This is a genomic window from Desulfitobacterium elongatum, from assembly GCF_055378975.1.
The window spans coordinates 3,762,940-3,781,756 of sequence record NZ_AP038772.1 but is presented as its reverse complement, the minus strand read 5'-3'; the positions used below and the strand labels follow the sequence as shown (position 1 = coordinate 3,781,756).

The window sequence follows — 18,817 nt, the reverse complement described above, 5'->3', positions numbered from 1 at the left end:
GGTGAAACACTATGAGTAAAATAGAAATACGAGACCTCAACCTTGAATATCGACAGGGCAGCAAGACCTTTCTTGCTTTGGACAACATTAATTTCAATATTGAAGAAGGCGAATTTGTCTGTATCGTTGGGCCGAGCGGATGCGGAAAGTCAACACTGCTCAGTGCTCTGGGAGGCCTAAGCGATCCCCCAGTAGCGGGCGGCGTCTATATAGACGATGAAAAGGTAACCGGTCCAGGTCATACCCGCGCTGTGGTTTTCCAGCATTACTCGCTGTTCCCATGGTTGACGGCAAACGACAATATCGTATTCGGGATTACGCAAATTGATAAAAAGGCCAGTAAGAATGAAAAAACTGAAATTGCTATCAGTTATCTGCGCAAGGTAGGGCTGGAAGGATTTGAAAATAAATATCCCAACGAGCTTTCGGGCGGCATGAAACAGCGCGTTGCTATCGCGCGCGCACTCGCTGTCAATCCAGAAATTCTGCTCATGGACGAACCATTCGGTGCGATCGACCCGAAAAACCGCGTCTTGTTACAGGATCTGCTGCTCGATTTATGGGGTTCGGATGAGAAAAAAAAGACAGTTGCATTCGTCACTCATGATATTGATGAGGCCATTTTACTGGCCGACCGAATCATCTTTATGAATCCGAAAAAAGTTGGGGCAGACTTTAGGGTGAATTTTCCCCGTCCGCGTAACCGTGACGAGTTGTATCACAGTAGTGATTATCGCGCGTTTCGCAACCAGCTCGTTTCAATGTTCTACAGCAACATTCAGGATAAAATAGGTAATGAGGAGGTTGTACTGTGAAAAAGTTCTTTTCACTGCCCAATCTGCTCTTTGCCCTGCTAATCATTTGCATGCTGACTCACAGTGCCCGCAAAACCGACAGCCCAGTCATTTTTGCAGTCGTTGTCTTCGTCATCGAGCTGTGCTATATCATCTATCTCGCACGTAATGAATTTTACCGCACTGGGAAAAACATTTCGACAATTCTGTTTGGCTTCTTTCTGATCTGGGAAGTTCTTGCCACGAAAACCAATATTGCCAATGAAGTGCTTTTCCCCTCCCCCGAAAACGTCTTTTATGTCTTTATCTCTCAGGGCCCGCTCATAGTGCGCGGCATCATCGCATCGCTTACCCTGCTCGGTATTGGCTTTGCCCTTGCGCTGGTTCTCGGCATTTCGCTGGGGTTGATCGTCGGTTGGATTCCTGTGCTGCGTGACGCGATCTTCCCGATTGCAAAGGTCCTAAGTCCCATTCCGGCTGTCGTCTATACACCCTATGTCATCGCGCTCATGCCCACCTTCTCGAGCGCTTCGGTCTTTGTTATCTTCTGCGGCATATTCTGGCCGACCTTCATGAACATGATTAACAGCGTCAGCTCAATCGATAAAGTCATCATCGACTCTGCACGCTCAATGAATGTCACCACCTCAACCATGCTCTTCAAGGTCATATTCCCGTACACGTTGCCGAGTATTATGAACGGGCTATCGGTTTCGGTATCCATTTCCTTTATGACCCTGACCGCAGCAGAAATGATCGGCGCCACATCGGGACTGGGCTTCTTTGTCCAGAAGTACTCCGCCTATAGCGATTACACTAAGGTATTGACCGGTATCATTGTCATTGGTATTGTCGTCACCGCGCTCAACCGGTTGATTGATCTGCTGAAGAAAAAAGTGGTCAAATGGAAGGAAATTTAACAAAAAAGGAGCGAATATCTATGCCCAGAATATTTAAGACCATCACGGATCTAATCGGAAAGACCCCTTTGCTTGAACTGAGTAACTATGAAAAGCAAAATGACCTGAAAGCAGAAATTATCGCCAAGCTGGAATATTTCAATCCAGCTGGCAGCGTGAAAGACAGAATTGCCAAAGCAATGGTAGATGATGCGGAATCAAAGGGGCTACTGAAGGAAGGTTCTGTAATTATCGAGCCCACTAGCGGCAACACAGGTATCGGTCTTGCTTCTGTAGCTGCCGCCAGAGGATACCGAATCATACTAACCATGCCCGAAACCATGAGCGTTGAGCGCAGAAATTTGCTGAAAGCTTATGGCGCGGAGCTTATCCTCACTGAAGGTGCAAAAGGAATGAAAGGCGCGATCGCCAAGGCTCAAGAACTCGCAGAAGAAATCCCGAACTCATTTATTCCCGGTCAGTTTGTAAATCCAGCAAATCCGACAGTACACAGAAAAACTACCGGCCCAGAAATATGGGAGGACACCGATGGAAAAGTAGATATTTTCGTTTCGGGAATAGGTACAGGCGGAACCATCAGCGGTGCCGGTGAATATTTGAAGGCGCAAAATCCCGATATAAAAGTGATTGCAGTTGAACCCGCGGGTTCCCCCGTACTATCCAAGGGTATCTCTGGGACGCATAAGATTCAGGGCCTAGGTGCCGGGTTTGTACCTGAAACATTGAATACGAAGATTTATGATGAGATTATTACAGTCGAAAATGAAGATGCCTTTTCAACTGGGAGGGCCCTTGCAAATTTGGAGGGCCTGCTGGTTGGCATCTCTTCGGGTGCAGCAGTATGGGCAGCAAGAGAGATTGCTAAACGCCCTGAAAATACAGGCAAGAAGATTGTTATTATTCTACCCGATACTAGTGAGAGATATCTATCCACTCCTCTTTTCGCTGAATAAAAAATCTGTATAAGTTTTGACAGGGGCAATTTGAATATTGTCCTTTTTTTATGCACAAGAATGGTCAAAAGGACAGAAACTTCATGGCAAATTCATAACTCATTCATTGGATAATCACATCACTAACGTATACTCAAAGCATGGAAAGCGAGCTTTTGAATTCTAATGGAATGAATTGGGAGGAATATTACATGAAAACGTTTTTTAGCAAAAAAGTAACAGTGATACTGGGAAGTGCATTGCTCGTAACTGGACTTGTGGCGATTCCGGTATTAGCAAAAACCTCGGATGAAGGATATCAAAGTCTCATCAACCAGATGCAATCGAATATGAGCCAAACCTTTGCTCCTGGTCAACATCAGGGAATTATGAACTCTAGCGTCATGCAAGACCTTCACAATTCGGACGTGATGCAGGAAGCAATGCAAACCGGGGACATCGCTAAAATGCAGGAAGCGATGAATTCTAACCCTGAGGTAAAAGCACTCCTCGGAGAAGAAGCCTTAAATAAAATGAACCAGTTTATGGAGCAAAATGGTAGTGAGATGGGTCAGATGATGCAGGGACAAAATCTCGAAGGAATGAACCAGATGATGAGTGGTCAGAATGTAGAGGGAATGAACCAAATGATGAGCCAATTTCATGGAAGTGAAATTGGAAACCAAGGAGGAATGGGTTTCGTATCAGGCATGATGGGTTCAACTTCTGTGAAATGAGGATATTTCGATAAAGAAAGCGAAAAATGATAATGAACAGAGTCCTTTGGGTTTTCCAAAGGACTCTGTTCATTTGTTCTACTTTGGAACAAAAGACTACTATATTCCCGAGAAATCAATGCGCAAAAAAACATCGACTATTTTTCCATCGAATTGCGTTCCAACTGATCTTTTTATTTCCAGAATGGCATCATCGTGTTTAAGCCCCTTGCGATAAGGACGGTCAGAAGTCATAGCATCATAAGTATCTGCTATAGCGATGATACGGGACTCAAGCGGTATTTGATCCTTTTCAAGCCCAGTTGGATATCCATGCCCATTATACTTTTCATGATGATGGAGGATAATGGGTAGGGCATCTTCCAGAAATCCTATATCCTTTAGTATTGTGAATCCGATGGAAGGATGGAGCTTTATCATTTCAAACTCAGAATCGGTTAGTTTATCTGGCTTATGTAAAATTTCATCAGGGACACCAATTTTTCCGATATCATGAAAAAGGGCAGCCGATTCAAGAAGTTTAATTCGCTCCTCATTAAGTCCAACCATCTGCCCAATCTTGAGGGAAATCTTTGCAACTCTTTGGGAATGACCGGATGTATATTTATCCCGTGCATCGACGGCATTTGAAAGTGCCATAACCGTATTTTTATAGGAGGAATCCAATTGGGTATAGGCTTGCTGAAGATCATCCTTTTGCTTCGCTAACGATTCATTTTGCGAGACTAAAGTGTGTGAAGTATTATAAATCACCTTCATTAAGAACAAATATAGAATCAAGAGTCCGAAAAAGGTAATTGCAATTATCGTCCTATTTAAGGCACTAATATGTTCTTTAATCTCTTTATATGGAGTTAAGACTTCATACACCCCAACGATTTGGTTATCTAGAATGAAAGGTGCGAAAATCTGAATGACCTCATTGTTAAATACCCCGGTATGGAGGTTCTTATCTAAAGTAATAATCTTTGCTTGAGTATTCCCTTTTAGTGCTTGATTGAACTCGTAATCTGCTTCATAGTGACCGGAGATATTATTTGAAAAAATAACCTTACTATCTGTGTTCCAAATCCGTATTCCAAATATATCGGTTGATCTCATGATATCATTTAAAGATTCGTTTAAAAAAGGCACTTTACTTTCCATCAGTGGGGGTGTCAAAAAATCGTTAGGGGTAAGTTTAGGCTTTAGGAGAGTATCCAAGGTTATTAAAGCTATTTCTTCAAGTTCCACTAATTTGTCCTTTTGTAAGTGATTTGAAACTGTAAAAACAATGACTGAGCCTGTGATGATAAAAGCTAGTAAACTTAGGAAAATGAATTTCTTAATAAGAGTAAATTGCATCGAAATCACCCTTTGCTAATTCAAATGCTACTAAGATTATAATATAAAATTGCGAAAGTTATATGAATTTTTAACAATTTTGCTTGTTGTCCATACATTCACATAATAATCATGACCTTTTCTTTAGGTATTCACAGTTACGAGGTATGATGGAACTGTAAGAGATGGAGAGTAAAAGGGCGGGATGGGCATGGTCAGATTGGTTTGTTAATGACTATGGACTAGCCCGGAATGTCTAAACATGCTATATTGTTTACAAGTTTAATGAGTTTACAAAGTGGGTGAGAATATGGGTTTAGGTGCAACAATCCGAGACTTTCGCAAGCAGAGGGGATTAACCCTACAAGAACTCTCTGGGCAGCTAAGCGTTTCCAGTTCATTTCTGAGTGCTGTTGAGCGAGATGTAAAAAAACCTTCCGTTTCCATGGTTAAAAAACTATCTGATGTCTTAAATATATCTCCAACCTATCTCTTGTCGACAGGTACCGAAAAGGTCTATGGAGAGAAAATTAAATTCATTCGCCGTGGTCGAAGTCTAAGTATTGAAGAACTGAGTGAACTTTCGGGTGTTTCCGAAGAACTGCTCATATCCTACGAAGAAGGAACGAAGGAACCGGATTTGGAAACACTCGACAATATCGCAGATGCTTTGAGTGTAACGGTACGTTATTTCCTGGAAAAATCAGCGGATAGTCTGTCGGTAGGAGAGCGCGTTCGACGGGAAAGAGAAAAACAAGGTCTGACCGGAGTGTCCTTAGCTGATCGGGCAGGAGTGAGCCCAGGAATGATAAGCCAAATCGAAAACGACCAAGCAGAGCCTTCTCTCGAGACTTTAGAAGGAGTAGCTAAGGCGCTTGGGGTATCGGTTTGTTATTTCTTATTAGAACAAGAGGACGTAGAAAATCTTGTATCCTCTCTGAATTCAGAAGTCTTAACCCTTTTAGGGGATCCTAGAGTTCAGTCCGTTCTAAGAGCAGTTCGAGATCTGGATGCGGGAGATCTTAAGTTTATTTTAAATTATATTCAGTTTTTTAAGCGAAATAGGTCTTTGCTCAGTTAGTAAGTAAAAATAACTTAGGTAGGGTTACTTAGTAAAGTAAGTAGCCCATTATTTATATATTTATTTAAGAAAAATTTCACTATAAAGAAAATAGCAGCAGGAAAAAAGGGATAGGTTATCGAAGATTAGTATTAAATATAAGTTTATATATTATGAACCTAGACTAAAAGGAGGTGGAAAGGACTTGGGTTTATATTTTTAAACCAATGTTTAGTATTTGTAAAATTAAAATGAACAGAATAGGAAGAATCTGGGTGAAAGTAATCACAAATATGAATCCTAGGTATGATTGAATGTTAGATCTTTAAGATGGGAGAAATGAAAATGAAAAATAATTTAACAACTCAACAAATGGGGAAAATTTCAGAAATCTTCGGAGATCGAGTCCGCTTTAACAAAGTAGAAAGAATTGTGTATTCTCATGATATGGGGATCATGCCTGAACAAATCAGATCTTTAATAGGTTGTGTCCCGGATGGAGTGGTACAGCCTACGTCAGTAGAGGAAGTTACGGCCTTAGCAAAATTAGCTCGGTTAGAAAAAATTCCGCTGGTACCTCGTGGAGCAGGAAGTGCTGGATTTGGAGGAAGTGTCCCCGCAAAGGGTGGCATCGTCGTCGATTTTGTCCGTATGAATAAAATACTCGATATCAATAGAGAGGATATGACGGCCACAGTTGAACCGGGAGTTATATGGAACAATCTGGAGAGCAAGTTGTGTGAACGGGGGATGACCTTGCGCGCCTATCCTTCAAGTTCGAATAGTTCGACTGTTGCGGGTTGGGTAGCTCAAGGTGGGAGTGGGTATGGAAGTTATGAATTTGGAAATTGTCTTGAGAATATTCAATCCGTCAGTATGATTATGCCAGATGGCCAGTTGAAGTGCTATTTGGGAACAGATCTCTATCAAGTGTATAGCCTCTGCGGAATCACTGGAATGATTGTAAAAGTTACAGTTAAGGTTAGGGAAAAAGATGAAGAGAGTGTAGTCCTTGCGTCATTTCCTAATTTGAAGAGTGCTTCGACTTTCCTGAATGACTTATCTGATGGGAATATACCTGTCTGGAATGTTAGCTTGGCCACTCCTGCATTTACAGCTCTAAAGCAAAAGGCTCTAGAACATTATGTATTACCAGAGGATGAATACTTGGTGACTATGGTCTTCCCCAAACCTCGGCGCTCGGCGGTGGAAAACCAGATTCGTAGTCTCACTACTGTTCATGGTGGAAAGCTAATGCGGGAGAAGTTAGCCGTTGAAGAATGGGATGATAAGTTTTATCCTATGCGGTTTAAGAAGCTTGGACCGACTCTCGTTGCAAGTGAAGTTATTATCCCGATCAAAGAGGTCGATCGATTTGTTGGAGAGGTTGAAAAGAAGTTTAAGGGAGAATTTGCTCTTGAGGGTACAATGGTAGGTCATGATAAGATCTCAATTCTTGGCTTTATGTTGGCCGATGAGCGAAAGCTCGGATTCCCTATGGCTTATGCGTGTGCTTTGGACGTTATCGATTCGGGTGAGAAACTTGGCGGAAAGGTCTTTACGGTGGGAATGTATTTTACAGACCGGGCAAAAGCTTATTATGGGGAAGAACGATTGAGAGATATTTGGAACTTCAAGCAGTTCGTAGATCCAGACGGCATAATGAACCCAGGTAAAATTATCCCACCTACCATGGATAAACAATCTCCTACAAGAATGCTATCCGCAGCGATGAAAGTAGCGAATGCAGGGAGTGGCTTGATTGGTCTAGCCGGTCGGCTCTTAAGTAAATGGCAATCCGATGACTTTGATTCACCGTTAGATGAGCATCTAACCGATGATACGTTTTCATGTGCAATGTGCGGATACTGTCGTAATGTCTGTACTGTATTTGATGCCGTACCATGGGAAAGTAATTCACCACGTGGAAAGTACTTTATCCTAAATCAGTATATTAAAGGCAAAATTCCCATGGATGATGAAGTGGGTCGGGCGCTCTATCCGTGCACAACGTGTAAAAAGTGTGATACCGTTTGTCAGATTCGAGCTCACAATGCTCACCACTGGATGTCTTTGCGTTATGTCTTTAACAAGAATAGGCTTCATAATACGGGATTGGAGATTATAAGAAATAACGTACTGAACACCGGGAATTTCTGGGGAGTTCCAGCTGAGGAGCGGTTGAAGTGGCTGGATGTTCCCACCCTTACTCATGGCAAAGTTGCGTATTGGTCCGGTTGCTGGGCAGGAACGATTATGGATAATATGGCTCAGAATGCGACTCGTATTCTTAACCATCTTGATATTCCGTTTGTGCATTTTGGAGAGCGGGAAAGATGTTGCGGGCTTTACCTATCCCTTGGCGGATATAAAGAAGATTTCCAAGCACTCGTTAAGCGTAATCTTGAAATGTTTAATGAAGCAGGTATTGATACTATTGTCTTTTCTTGCCCAGGTTGCTATGCAACATTTAATGAGAACTACCCCCAGATGGCTCTTGAGATGGGGATCGAATGTAATATTCGATTTAAGCACATTGTTGTTTACCTCAGTGAGCTTATTGCGGAAGGAAAATTGAAGTTCATCGAACCTCTTCAGAACTCGATTACGTATCACGATTCATGCCACGTCGGGCGTTGGTTTGGGCATTATGATGAACCCCGGAGTGTCATTCGAGCCATTCCAGGAATTGAACTTCGAGAAATGGAGCATATCAAGGAACAAGGGTTATGCTGTGGTCTGGTGTCTGCTTTCGATTCCTTACCGAGTGTTGCCCATAGCGGGGTTCTTCGGGTTCAGGAGGCCGTTACGACAGGGGCAGATTATTTAGTAACGAACTGTGCAGGATGTGGGTCTCAGTTCAATGCAACCTGTCATACGATGGGAACTCAAGTAAAGCAAATGGATTTAACGGAACTTGTTGCCCGAGCTCTTGGAATTCCAACCCAAGACCCGTCTGAGAAAGTTGGAGTCTATATGGGGCAATGTGTGGAGCTGTTAAAGGATAGTGTATTGGCACCTATCGTTGTACCAGCTGAGGTCAAAAAATGAGTACCAAACGAGCATAATTGGGAGCTCATTTAATTAGCTAACTCCGTGGTCTTCGCTGAGTGATATAATGGGTAGAAGTGTTTAGAAAGCGGACCGAGGCAATGCCTCGGTCTGCTGATTTTTTGAAAATCAATTTGATGAAAGTACAACTGAGAATTGTTATCATATACTTAGTTCCGAAGAGAGTGCATCCAAACAAAATAAGCTCTATAAATTCTAAACTTATTTTAATTAGTCCATATATTCACATAGTAATCATAACTTATTCTAAAGGTATTCATAGATACAAGGTATAATGAAATTGTAATAAATGGAGATCAAAGGGGAGATAGATATGGCCAGATTGGGGTTATTCTTTGGAATGGTAAGCATCGGGGTTCTATATGCTTGGTTGTTCCATTCGATTTCCATGCCATTGTTTAATAGTATATTGATCCACTGTATCATATTGGGTCTCGGTTTCGGAATACTAAATTTCTTACTCTCAAACTGGTACTTAAATAGATACGCACAACTCAGGATTCACAATGAAAGTCTGAAATCGAAGCTTTTTACCGATAGTTTGACTGGCTTATTAAATCGGAGGGCTTTTGATTTAGAATTGGATAGAGTAGATGTACCAATCTACTCTATCCTCTTTATCGACATCGATAATTTTCGAGTCTTTAATAATCAATATGGACATAAAACAGGCGATAATGTTCTACGAAAAGTGAGTGAGCTCGTTAAATCAATTGTACGATCGGGAGATAGAGCGTACAGATATGGCGGAGAGGAAATTGTGGTATTACTAAAGGATTGTAATAAAGAAGATGCTCAACGAATTGCTGAAAAAATACGCACTCAAGTAAAACTATTGAACGATGATCCATATTCATCAATAACAATTTCCGTAGGAGTAGCAAGTTATCCTGAAGATGGACAATCTATACAGGAGGTGATCGAGAAATCAGATTCTGCACTGCTGCTTGCAAAGGAATTCGGCAAAAATCGAACGGTGTGTAAATAAAAGGATACTTGAATTCACCATAAATCCATAAGTTCCATCAAAGTGATTATATGTCGCCATCTACTGGGAAATAAAAGTATAGAATCTCCAGTTTCCCGGTGAAACAGGAAAATATTGAGGAAGTCGTTCAAGCTATTCATCGGACAGCCGAAGGAATGACAAACATCGAAAAGATGGAGGAGGTAACCTTACAGGCTGTTCATCAGAACAAAGAACAGGCGACAAACGGACATATTGCAATTCAAAAAGCAATTGGGCAAATGAAGAATATCGTTTCTCAAGAGCATCTGATGGCTGATAAAGTTCATCATCTCGTTGGGGAATCCGAACAAATAGAAAATATTGTAGAGATAATTACGGGTTTAGCGGCACAAACTAATCTTCTTGCGCTCAATGCTGCGATAGAGGCTGCACGAGCAGGAAGCCATGGGCAGGGGTTTGCCGTTGTAGCTGAAGAGGTTAGAAAGTTAGCGGAGCAGTCGGCTCAGTCTGCAAAGGAAATAGCCGAGATCGGATCATCAATACGTCACGGTATGCAGAATGTTGTGGAAGCGATGGAAGTGACTACCCAAGTCGTGGAACAAGGGATGGAAAGCGTCAGGATATCTGGAGTTGGATTCGAGAAGATATTAAGTGCTTCCGACCAAGCGGTTACAACAGTTGAGAAAGTTAATCTTGCAATTCAACAGATGTCAGCGGAGGCTCAAGTCATTACAAAGTCAATTAATGAGATTTCTTCGGCAAGCCGTAATGTAAATCTTTCAACAGAACATATTAAAGCGGGAAGTCAAGAACAAGCCGCATCAGTTACAATGATTTCTGCGCAAATGCAAGATTTCGTTTCAATTCTTCAAGAGCTTCAAGGAAAGGTTGAACAATTTAAAGTATAACTGTGGGTACAATATCCATACTTAAACACTTTTGATTTTTTATCCCGTTGAATGTTATATTGGAATCATTGGCGCAATCATTGAAGCACGGGAGAAAGCGAGCCGAGGCAATGCCTCGGCTTGATAATTTTGAAATATCAATTTAATATATGCATTGACAATTGAGAATCGTTATCATATACTTGGTCAGAGAGAGAGCGCGTCTGAGACAAAATGTTAAAAAGGAGTGATAATAATTATTGATGAGTCCCACAAAACCAAAGGGGTGTGAGTATAATTAGTAGATCAAGACATATTTTTATTATTTGGATTACGACCTTGGTACTTATATTAGCATTGGCTCCAGTGGCCTTAGCAGGCCAATCTTTTGGACAGGTAGTTACAGAGATTGAGGATTATTTGCTACAGGCTCAGGGTGTTTATCAGAAAGGTGAGGTTGAAGAAGCTAGGAAATTAGTAGATGAGGCTTATTTTGAACCATACGAGGGCGGGCAGATGGAAAAGGCGGTACGTTTGAATATTTCTGCTAAACGAAATGTCGAAATAGAAGGCGCTTTTCGCCAACTGAAAAAAGATATGAGTCAAGGTAAACCTCCTGCGGAAATTAAACAATCTGTAGAGAAATTAGTCTCTGGGTTACGTCTAGATGCTAAAACTTTAGACGGGAATAATTCGAGTTTTGGAGTATTCCTTTCTTCTTTCTTGATTATTGTGCGAGAAGGATTTGAGGCAATACTCGTCGTTGGTGCAATAATTGCCTATTTAGTGAAAACGGGATACCGGTCGAAAATAAAAGTAATTTATCAAAGTACTTTTGTGGCCATTCTGGCAAGTTTGCTGACGGCCTGGGTTTTACAAGGAGTACTCAATGCTAGTGGCGCAAGCCGGGAGGTTTTAGAGGGTGCTACTATGCTGATCTCAGTAATGGTGTTGTTTTCTGTTAGTTACTGGCTGATTAGCAAGTCTGAAGCCAAACGGTGGCAGACCTATATCGACGGAAAAGTTCAGGGTTCACTGAACAATGGGAGCACGTTCGCTCTCTGGTTTGCAGTCTTTCTTGCGGTATATAGGGAAGGTGCTGAGACGGTTCTGTTCTATCAAGCCATGCTTAGTGGTGCTAGTAACTTAACGATGGTCATTGCAGGTTTATTAACAGGATTTGTAGCCCTGATATTCATCTTTATGATTATCCGCTATGGTAGTATAAAACTCCCTATGAAACCCTTCTTCCTAGGAACAAGTATTTTACTCTATTATTTAGCCTTTGTCTTCGCTGGGCAAGGGGTAGTGGAATTGCAGGCAGCAGGTTTAATTAATTCAACTGAGGCCAATGTACCTACAATCGCTTGGCTGGGGATTTTCCCTACATGGGAAAGTTTGAGCCCACAAATACTCCTCATGGTGTTGGCAATATCCGGTTTTACCTATCAGACTAAGAAAAAGCAGAAACAGTTAACGGAGGTGCCTAAGGGAGAGCATTTCTAGGAAGTTATATATACAAAACCTCGGCAAAAAAACTATTTTTTTTGCTGAAGGATGATAATGGTTTTCAATATCAGGAGAAAGAAGATAAGACCCTTTTATAAAATAAATGAAAATGATTATTGAATAAGTTAGGGGAGAAAAAAATGAAAAAAACCAGACTGTTTACATTGTTAGCAGGTTTACTTATCGGAACATTAGCTTTAACAGGGTGTGGAACCACCCAAACCGCTGACAAGTCAGCGGGTAAGAATGCGGCCCAAAGTGAGGAGAGTAAGCAAAGGGCTGATAATGGAAAAGCTGGGGATGCTACTTTCCGCGAATATCCTATCGGGGACGAACAAGAAGCTGAGGTAATGACAATCGCTGCGCTGTACTTACAGCCTGTAGAAATGGAGCCTGTTCAAAAGGCTGGTCTTAAACCAACCGAATCAGATATTCACTTGGAAGCGGATATCAGTGCGAATGAAAATAATCCTTTAGGTTTTGGAGTTGGTGAGTTTGTTCCCTATTTAACCGTAAAATATGAAATGACGAATAAGGATACAGGCAAGGTGCTGTCCGGTAGTTTTATGCCCATGAACGCTGGGGATGGAAGCCACTATGGAGCAAATATTAAAATGCCTGGGGCTGGTAATTATTCTCTGAAATACCTCATTGAATCCCCAGAGAAACAAGATTTTCTGATTCATACCGATAAAGAAACTGGTGTACCCGGCAAATTCTGGGCCAAACCGATCGAGTTAAATTGGGACTTCTCCTTTGTTCCGAGAAAATGGTAAAGTTACTGCTCGGTCAGATTTGACCGGGCTCCTTCTCTTGAAATATCTCAAATATACTCTACACCGTACATAGGTCAATTATCGAGGGAGGTGGAGAAAATGCTTTCAATTTTAGATTATACGTTAAAAAGCAGTTTTGAAGGAGTTTTACTGCTCGTCATTCTGTCACTTTATTTAACTAAACTAAACCTTACTAACAAAACAAGCTGGATTTCGGCTGGAACGGTTGTTGCCTTGGGGCTATCGGTTGTTTTGCTCTATGGAGTTGGTTTTTGGGGAAACCGTGAACTGTTTGAGTTCATCTGGCTGACTGGAACAGTGCTCTCGGTGATTACCTTAGCAATCGTGGGTTATTTAAGCCAAATAAAGGTTCCCATTCAGAAAATCGTTGGGCCACTCATCTTTTTAACCACTGTTTTACTGATTACAGTAAATGCCATTGAGCTTGTGAATTTTCCTAACAAAATTTTCATTCAAGCTCGTAGCCTTATAAGTACGGATTTGATTCTTAAAGTAATCGGAGCATTGAGCGGGACACTGCTAGCGGCAGTATTTGGCTGGACGTATTTGAAATCAACTCGAAAGATGAAGAATAAGTCAGTATTAGTCATTGCTGTTTTAGTGCTAGTAATTATTTTGTCGCGGCATCTGATTACTTTATTGCAGTTAGGTATGGCTTTAGGGTACCTGCCCATAACCCCCTTCTTAGTATCTATAGTCGCTCCGGTAATTAACGTCTATTACCCGCTCTTTTTTTACTCCTTAGTGTTGGTTGTGGCTCTACAAATTTTTCTTTCTCGAATACGGACTAAGGCACCGGAGCTGGGCGAGTTTCCGAATCCTGCGCTTAAGCGCAAGACTATGGCCGCTTATCGAAGTTATATCCGCTGGTTGGCAGTAAGTGGATGTCTAATTCTCGTTACAGGGGCGTTGTTAGGCGTGGGATATGTAAAGTCGAATAAGGCAATTAAAATCTCGCCGGCCGTTCCTGTGCAAGCCAGTAATGGGATAATCTCTATTCCGGTTAATCAGGTCACGGATGGCAAGATGCATCGTTTTAGCTATCTCACCAAAAACAATGTTACTATGCGTTTTATTGCAATTGATAAAGGAAACGGTATATTTGGCATAGGTTTAGATGCCTGCGAGATATGCGGTCAGGTCGGATATTATCAACGGGGGGATCAAGTCATTTGTTTAAATTGTGATGTGGTAATTAACAAAATTACCATCGGTTTCCCAGGTGGGTGTAATCCTATTCCTTTTGCCAGCAAAGTTGAAAATGGCAACATAATAATTAAAACAGCTGACTTAGATCAAAAAGAGAAAGTCTTTGCGGAATAGGAGGGGTATAGATGTTCTGGCGGATGCTGAAAAAATCATTCTCCAAGGGCCTAAAAGGAAAATTATTGGCTGTGGTAACCATTGCTTTTGGCGCTTCTTTGGCTAGTTCCATGCTCAATATTTCTTTAGATATCGGAGATAAGGTAAACCGGGAGCTTAAAGCCTATGGGGCCAATATAATTGTGGAACCTAGGGTGGACACCATCCCCTTAAATGTTGGTGGGGTGGAATTTAACCCCTTGCAAGAGCTTTCTTATATTGAAGAAGAGAGTTTGAGTAAACTTAAAACAATTTTTTGGGCTAACAATATATTAGCGTTTGCTCCCTACTTAGAAGAGAGTGGTCTGGTAAACGGTAAAAAAGCGCCACTGATTGGTACTTGGTTTAATAAAGAGATTACTACCCCAGCCGGGGAAAAAGTGACTACAGGCACGTTAAACCTTAAATCCTGGTGGAAGCTCAATGGAGAATGGGTTAATGACAGTTCATCCAATGAAGCGATGATAGGAGTTCAACTCGCTCAAGAACTTGGGCTCAAAACAGGAGATGACATCCAACTCCAGGTAGACACTCCGGGAGGTCCCCAGGAAGAAGTGTTTAGAATTAAGGGGATATTCGACAGCGGTAGTGGTGATGACGGAAAGATATTTATCCCTCTGAGTACACTGCAAAAGTTCCAAGGGTTACAGGGGAAAGTGGGCAAAGTAGAGGTTAGCGCACTAACGACACCAGAAAATGAACTGGCTCAGAAAGCGGAGAAGGACCCTAAATCTTTAACCGCTGAAGAATATGAACGTTGGTATTGCACAGCGTATGTGAGTGCAATTACTTATCAAATAGAAGAAATCCTACCCGGTGTAAAAGCTAAAGCCATTAGACAAGTTGCAGATTCTGAAGGGCTTATCTTAAGCAAGATTCAACTTCTCATGATGCTTTTAACCGTAGCAGCTTTAATCAGTGCTGCTTTGGGAATTTCCAGCCTGATGACGACCAAAGTACTTGAGCGGAGTAAGGAAATCGGCTTGCTCAAAGCTTTAGGCGCAGAGAACTGGCAGGTTATCCTGCTTTTTGTGAGTGAAACGTTGATTAGTGCGGTCATGGGTGGTTTGTTAGGTTATTTACTGGGTTTGGGCTTTGCTCAAATTATTGGGCAAGCGGTATTCGGTTCAGTCTTGACGGTTAAGTTGATGGTTCTGCCTATCGTTCTGATGATTTCAGTTGGAGTGGCTCTCATGGGCAGCGTATCCGCCATTAAAATGCTTACAAACCTACGTCCGGCTGAAGTTTTACACGGCAGATAAGGAGGGCATGAAAATGAGCAAGCGGGCAATGTACTTAAGGATGGTCGTCGCCGCTTTGAAAAATCGTAAGTCCAGGGTCGCTATTGCCCTTTTGGCTCTAATTTTGGGAACAGGGGTAATTTCAGGGCTCTTAAACGTCTATTATGATATTTCACTCAAGATGAGCAAAGAGTTGCGCAGTTACGGGGCCAATTTGGTTGTTGTACCTTCTCTAGGAAAAGAAGGTACAACTCTAGATCAGGATGCCGTTGCACGTATTTTACAAGAAATTCCGCAGGAAAAGCGAATTGGGTATGCTCCATATCTGTATGGATTAGCCACAGCAAAGAAGCAAAAATTTGTAGCGGTAGGGGTAAACTTTGAGGATATCCAAAAGGTAAGCCCTTATTGGCGTGTTGAGGGCACATGGCCCAATGAGCCGGACCAGATTTTGGTAGGTACTGCCCTTGCGGAAAAACTAAGAGTAAAAGTGGGTCAAAAACTGGATATCAATGCTGAAGAAACCGGCAGTGTAGGTAAGTTTGTTGTAACCGGTACTGTGTCAACCGGGAGTACAGAGGATTATCAAATCTTCGTGGAACTCAGTACTGCCCAACAGCTTTTTGCTCAAAAGAGACAGATCCACACAGTCTATTTAAGCCTCATGGGCAACTCCGATGAGTTAAATGCTCTGGCTAGCCGGATCAATCAGGTTGAACCGGGCATTAAGGCGAATCCTATTCAACAGGTTGCCCGTTCCGAAGGGGTAATTCTCGAAAAGATTCGGTCATTAGTCTATCTGGTCGTGCTTGTAATTCTGGCCTCTACTTTGCTGTGTGTCTCAAGTACTATGATGGCCATGGTCGTAGAACGGAGGAAGGAAATTGGGCTACGTAAGGCCTTAGGTGCTCCTAATCGGACTATTGCCGGTGAATTTCTGGGAGAAGGTGCTCTGTTAGGAATACTGGGGGGAGTGTTAGGCTCAGTTGTGGGCTGGGGCATAGCTCAAATCATTGGTCTTAGTGTATTTAAATCCTATATAACGCTGCGTCCTCTTGTGACAATTGTTGTGATTATTTTAGCGGTTCTTGTAGCTTGGGCTGCAGTTCTCTTGCCCGTCCGGGCAGCAGCAAATATTGACCCCGCGTTGGTGTTAAAGGGTGAATAGAAGGGGGAAGGGTTATGAATATCCTAGAAATGAAGGATGTATCAAAAGCCTATGGCAATGTTTATGCATTAAAAGATTTTAGTCTGGATGTAGCTCCTGGGGAATGGGTTTCTATCATGGGTCCTTCCGGATCAGGAAAAAGTACATTGCTAAACATCATTGGGTGTATGGATAAGCCTACAGGGGGCAAAGTCTTGATTGACGGGGTGGATGTTACGCATCGTTCGAATAAAGAATTAACAGAGATCCGCCGCGATAAAATTGGACTCGTCTTTCAACAGTTCCACTTGATTCCACATTTAAGTGCGTTAGAGAATGTCATGGTAGCCCAATATTATCACAGCCTTCCTGATGAAAAAGAGGCCCTGGCTGCTCTTGAAAGGGTAGGATTAGGGCATCGTGCCCTGCATTTACCGAGTCAATTATCCGGTGGTGAACAACAACGGGTTTGCATTGCCCGGGCCTTAATCAATTACCCAGCACTCATTCTAGCGGATGAACCGACAGGAAATTTGGATGAGGATAATGAAAAATTAGTGATTGAGATTTTTAGGGAACTCCATCGTGAGGGGCACACTATTGTCATGGTTACCCATGACAATGAGGTTGGAGAACTGGCTCAGCGCCGGGTCAGACTTGAACATGGGAGGTCGGTAAATATCGCTTAAAGATTGATGTTCAAAGAGGGAGAAAGAAAACAAGGAGTATAGCCGATGGGCAACACTCCTTGTTTTAGGTTATTCATTTTTGATTCCAGAGCAGAGTGCACTAAGTACCATTTCGCAGTTTAACGCTGGTTGTTTACAATCTACCCATGCATCAATTTCTTGACAGTTAGTACTCCTTCTACAAAGCGTACCACCCAAATCGTTCCTAGACCAATGCTCAGAAAAGAGGGAACAAAGGAGACTAGCTTGACGAGTTTCTCGCCCCGGGGGCGGTTAAATAAACTGCTGAAACACTTCCCGGCAATCAATGCATAAAAACTCATACTAGAAATTACACCAAAACCGTAGATTGAAATAAACATGCCTACTGAATAGATATTGGGTGCAGCAGCTACCGGGCCAAACAGCATAACACCAGCGGTACCCACTAACCCGGTCATAAAGCCTGTAAAGAGTGGACCCCAGCGAAATACTCGCTTGTCTAGTCTAGTCATTTCGGGCACAGAAATGTGCTGATGCCTTTGACGTATAGGCCGGATAATCCGACGGTGAATACCCCAGATGCCTAATAACATGAGTAAAATCCCGGAGAAGAGGGTAAAGGCCTGCTCAAAATGCTCAGGAAGGGCCGTTTTAAGAGTAAACGTCAATAATCCGGCTACCAGAACAGTAAAAGTATGTCCGAAACCGAACTTGCTCCCGAATAGAACAGCCTGTGATGGTCTTGGATCTTGGCTTACAAAGTCCGTAACATCGATAACATGGTCAGAGTCCAATCCATGAACCAACCCTAATGCATATGAAGTAAGCATCAGTGAGAGTGTTGCTATTTCTGTAATTTTTTCCACCTCCCTATCACTCGCAGATCAATGGTGTTCAGAACAGGCAGGTCTCCTGGCTTAGGTTCTTCGTTGCCTTAAGTCTTCCCAGGTATACCCCAGTGACATTTTTAAGGTAACTCCCCTTTACAGTGGCGGGACCGCGCCGGTTTTTCACCGGCTTCCCTATTAAGCGGCGACTAAAATAATCGCAAGCACCTGTTCCCTAGATATTAAATTGTTCTGATATAATTATTCAATAAGCCTTTGAAAATTCCTGCTATCTGCTAATAAATAACGGTGAAAATCCAAGAAAACGGCCAGGAGAGGGTTGCTCTCCTGGCTTTTGACACTTATTACATTGCAAACGTTCGACATTCCCTAGCACAGTGTAAACAAATTTGTGCACATTTTTGAGATTCCTGATCGGGAAATTTTGCACATTCATTTCCACATGCTTCACAAATACTTGCGCAAAGGCTTGCTAGTAGTTTGCTGAAAGCGCTATGGCGGGCAAGGTATTTAGCTGTTAGTGTACAGACATCTGCGCAATCTCGTA

General features: G+C 42.3%; 16 protein-coding genes, 1 pseudogene and 1 riboswitch. Of the genes and pseudogenes, 14 read left to right on the top strand and 3 right to left on the bottom strand.

Annotated elements, in window-relative coordinates; all coding sequences use genetic code 11:
* Positions 1 to 11 precede the first annotated feature (11 nt).
* The 4 genes from ACZ42W_RS17945 to ACZ42W_RS17930 all read left to right on the top strand — a co-directional run bounded on the left by ACZ42W_RS17945 (position 12) and on the right by ACZ42W_RS17930 (position 3,383).
* A complete protein-coding gene (locus ACZ42W_RS17945; RefSeq protein WP_464166633.1) occupies positions 12 to 815 on the top strand; it encodes an ABC transporter ATP-binding protein in 804 nt (267 codons plus the stop codon).
* Complete coding sequence (locus ACZ42W_RS17940) at positions 812 to 1,714, top strand: ABC transporter permease (RefSeq protein ID WP_464166632.1); 903 nt, start codon at positions 812 to 814, stop codon at positions 1,712 to 1,714. The genes ACZ42W_RS17945 and ACZ42W_RS17940 overlap by 4 nt, the downstream gene beginning before the upstream one ends.
* Before the next feature lie 20 nt (positions 1,715 to 1,734).
* Positions 1,735 to 2,667, top strand: coding sequence for a cysteine synthase A (gene cysK, locus ACZ42W_RS17935; protein WP_464166631.1), 933 nt, complete (start codon positions 1,735 to 1,737; stop codon positions 2,665 to 2,667).
* 191 nt (positions 2,668 to 2,858) lie between these two features.
* Positions 2,859 to 3,383 (top strand): hypothetical protein, encoded by a 525-nt coding sequence (locus ACZ42W_RS17930; protein WP_464166630.1) that lies wholly within the window; start codon positions 2,859 to 2,861, stop codon positions 3,381 to 3,383.
* Between the two features lie 99 nt (positions 3,384 to 3,482).
* Here ACZ42W_RS17930 and ACZ42W_RS17925 read toward each other — a convergent pair whose 3' ends face one another.
* Positions 3,483 to 4,727, bottom strand: a complete 1,245-nt coding sequence (locus tag ACZ42W_RS17925) for an HD-GYP domain-containing protein (protein WP_464166629.1) — start codon at positions 4,725 to 4,727, stop codon at positions 3,483 to 3,485.
* 277 nt (positions 4,728 to 5,004) lie between these two features.
* On the opposite strand from ACZ42W_RS17925, the gene ACZ42W_RS17920 reads away from it, so the two are divergent.
* The 10 genes from ACZ42W_RS17920 to ACZ42W_RS17875 all read left to right on the top strand — a co-directional run bounded on the left by ACZ42W_RS17920 (position 5,005) and on the right by ACZ42W_RS17875 (position 17,440).
* Positions 5,005 to 5,787: a helix-turn-helix domain-containing protein gene (locus tag ACZ42W_RS17920; protein WP_464166628.1), complete on the top strand. Its 783-nt coding sequence runs from the start codon at positions 5,005 to 5,007 to the stop codon at positions 5,785 to 5,787.
* A 324-nt stretch (positions 5,788 to 6,111) separates the two neighbouring features.
* Positions 6,112 to 8,817, top strand: a complete 2,706-nt coding sequence (locus ACZ42W_RS17915; protein ID WP_464166627.1) for an FAD-binding and (Fe-S)-binding domain-containing protein — start codon at positions 6,112 to 6,114, stop codon at positions 8,815 to 8,817.
* Positions 8,818 to 9,151: 334 nt separating this feature from the next.
* Positions 9,152 to 9,826: a GGDEF domain-containing protein gene (locus tag ACZ42W_RS17910; RefSeq protein WP_464166626.1), complete on the top strand. Its 675-nt coding sequence runs from the start codon at positions 9,152 to 9,154 to the stop codon at positions 9,824 to 9,826.
* Positions 9,827 to 9,924: 98 nt separating this feature from the next.
* On the top strand, positions 9,925 to 10,716 hold the full coding sequence (locus ACZ42W_RS17905) for a methyl-accepting chemotaxis protein (RefSeq protein WP_464166625.1): 792 nt from the start codon (positions 9,925 to 9,927) through the stop codon (positions 10,714 to 10,716).
* Between the two features lie 267 nt (positions 10,717 to 10,983).
* Positions 10,984 to 12,201, top strand: a complete 1,218-nt coding sequence (locus tag ACZ42W_RS17900) for an FTR1 family iron permease (protein WP_464166624.1) — start codon at positions 10,984 to 10,986, stop codon at positions 12,199 to 12,201.
* 143 nt (positions 12,202 to 12,344) lie between these two features.
* On the top strand, positions 12,345 to 12,980 hold the full coding sequence (locus ACZ42W_RS17895) for an iron transporter (RefSeq protein WP_464166623.1): 636 nt from the start codon (positions 12,345 to 12,347) through the stop codon (positions 12,978 to 12,980).
* Between the two features lie 99 nt (positions 12,981 to 13,079).
* The gene (locus ACZ42W_RS17890; RefSeq protein ID WP_464166622.1) at positions 13,080 to 14,324 is read left to right on the top strand and encodes a Fe-S-containing protein; all 1,245 of its coding nucleotides are present in this window, start codon (positions 13,080 to 13,082) and stop codon (positions 14,322 to 14,324) included.
* An 11-nt stretch (positions 14,325 to 14,335) separates the two neighbouring features.
* A complete protein-coding gene (locus tag ACZ42W_RS17885) occupies positions 14,336 to 15,625 on the top strand; it encodes an ABC transporter permease (RefSeq protein ID WP_464166621.1) in 1,290 nt (429 codons plus the stop codon).
* Positions 15,626 to 15,638: 13 nt separating this feature from the next.
* A complete protein-coding gene (locus tag ACZ42W_RS17880) occupies positions 15,639 to 16,772 on the top strand; it encodes an ABC transporter permease (protein WP_464166620.1) in 1,134 nt (377 codons plus the stop codon).
* A 14-nt stretch (positions 16,773 to 16,786) separates the two neighbouring features.
* On the top strand, positions 16,787 to 17,440 hold the full coding sequence (locus ACZ42W_RS17875) for an ABC transporter ATP-binding protein (RefSeq protein WP_464166619.1): 654 nt from the start codon (positions 16,787 to 16,789) through the stop codon (positions 17,438 to 17,440).
* A gap of 140 nt (positions 17,441 to 17,580) precedes the next feature.
* On the opposite strand, the gene ACZ42W_RS17870 is transcribed toward ACZ42W_RS17875, so the two are convergent.
* Positions 17,581 to 18,288, bottom strand: a complete 708-nt coding sequence (locus ACZ42W_RS17870; protein ID WP_464166618.1) for a hypothetical protein — start codon at positions 18,286 to 18,288, stop codon at positions 17,581 to 17,583.
* Between the two features lie 19 nt (positions 18,289 to 18,307).
* A riboswitch (cobalamin riboswitch) is annotated at positions 18,308 to 18,496 on the bottom strand.
* Between the two features lie 118 nt (positions 18,497 to 18,614).
* A pseudogene (locus ACZ42W_RS17865) lies at positions 18,615 to 18,764 on the bottom strand (four-helix bundle copper-binding protein); the annotation flags it as partial.
* Positions 18,765 to 18,817: the final 53 nt, after the last annotated feature.

Excerpts from the sequence above, each read along its gene's own strand:
- ACZ42W_RS17895 (WP_464166623.1), top strand. The coding sequence starts at position 12,345 with ATGAAAAAAACCAGACTGTTTACATTGTTAGCAGGTTTACTTATCGGA.
- ACZ42W_RS17925 (WP_464166629.1), bottom strand. The coding sequence starts at position 4,727 with ATGCAATTTACTCTTATTAAGAAATTCATTTTCCTAAGTTTACTAGCT.
- ACZ42W_RS17915 (WP_464166627.1), top strand. The coding sequence starts at position 6,112 with ATGAAAAATAATTTAACAACTCAACAAATGGGGAAAATTTCAGAAATC.
- ACZ42W_RS17880 (WP_464166620.1), top strand. The coding sequence starts at position 15,639 with ATGAGCAAGCGGGCAATGTACTTAAGGATGGTCGTCGCCGCTTTGAAA.
- ACZ42W_RS17890 (WP_464166622.1), top strand. The coding sequence starts at position 13,080 with ATGCTTTCAATTTTAGATTATACGTTAAAAAGCAGTTTTGAAGGAGTT.
- ACZ42W_RS17930 (WP_464166630.1), top strand. The coding sequence starts at position 2,859 with ATGAAAACGTTTTTTAGCAAAAAAGTAACAGTGATACTGGGAAGTGCA.
- ACZ42W_RS17875 (WP_464166619.1), top strand. The coding sequence starts at position 16,787 with ATGAATATCCTAGAAATGAAGGATGTATCAAAAGCCTATGGCAATGTT.
- ACZ42W_RS17945 (WP_464166633.1), top strand. The coding sequence starts at position 12 with ATGAGTAAAATAGAAATACGAGACCTCAACCTTGAATATCGACAGGGC.
- ACZ42W_RS17885 (WP_464166621.1), top strand. The coding sequence starts at position 14,336 with ATGTTCTGGCGGATGCTGAAAAAATCATTCTCCAAGGGCCTAAAAGGA.
- cysK (WP_464166631.1), top strand. The coding sequence starts at position 1,735 with ATGCCCAGAATATTTAAGACCATCACGGATCTAATCGGAAAGACCCCT.
- ACZ42W_RS17910 (WP_464166626.1), top strand. The coding sequence starts at position 9,152 with ATGGCCAGATTGGGGTTATTCTTTGGAATGGTAAGCATCGGGGTTCTA.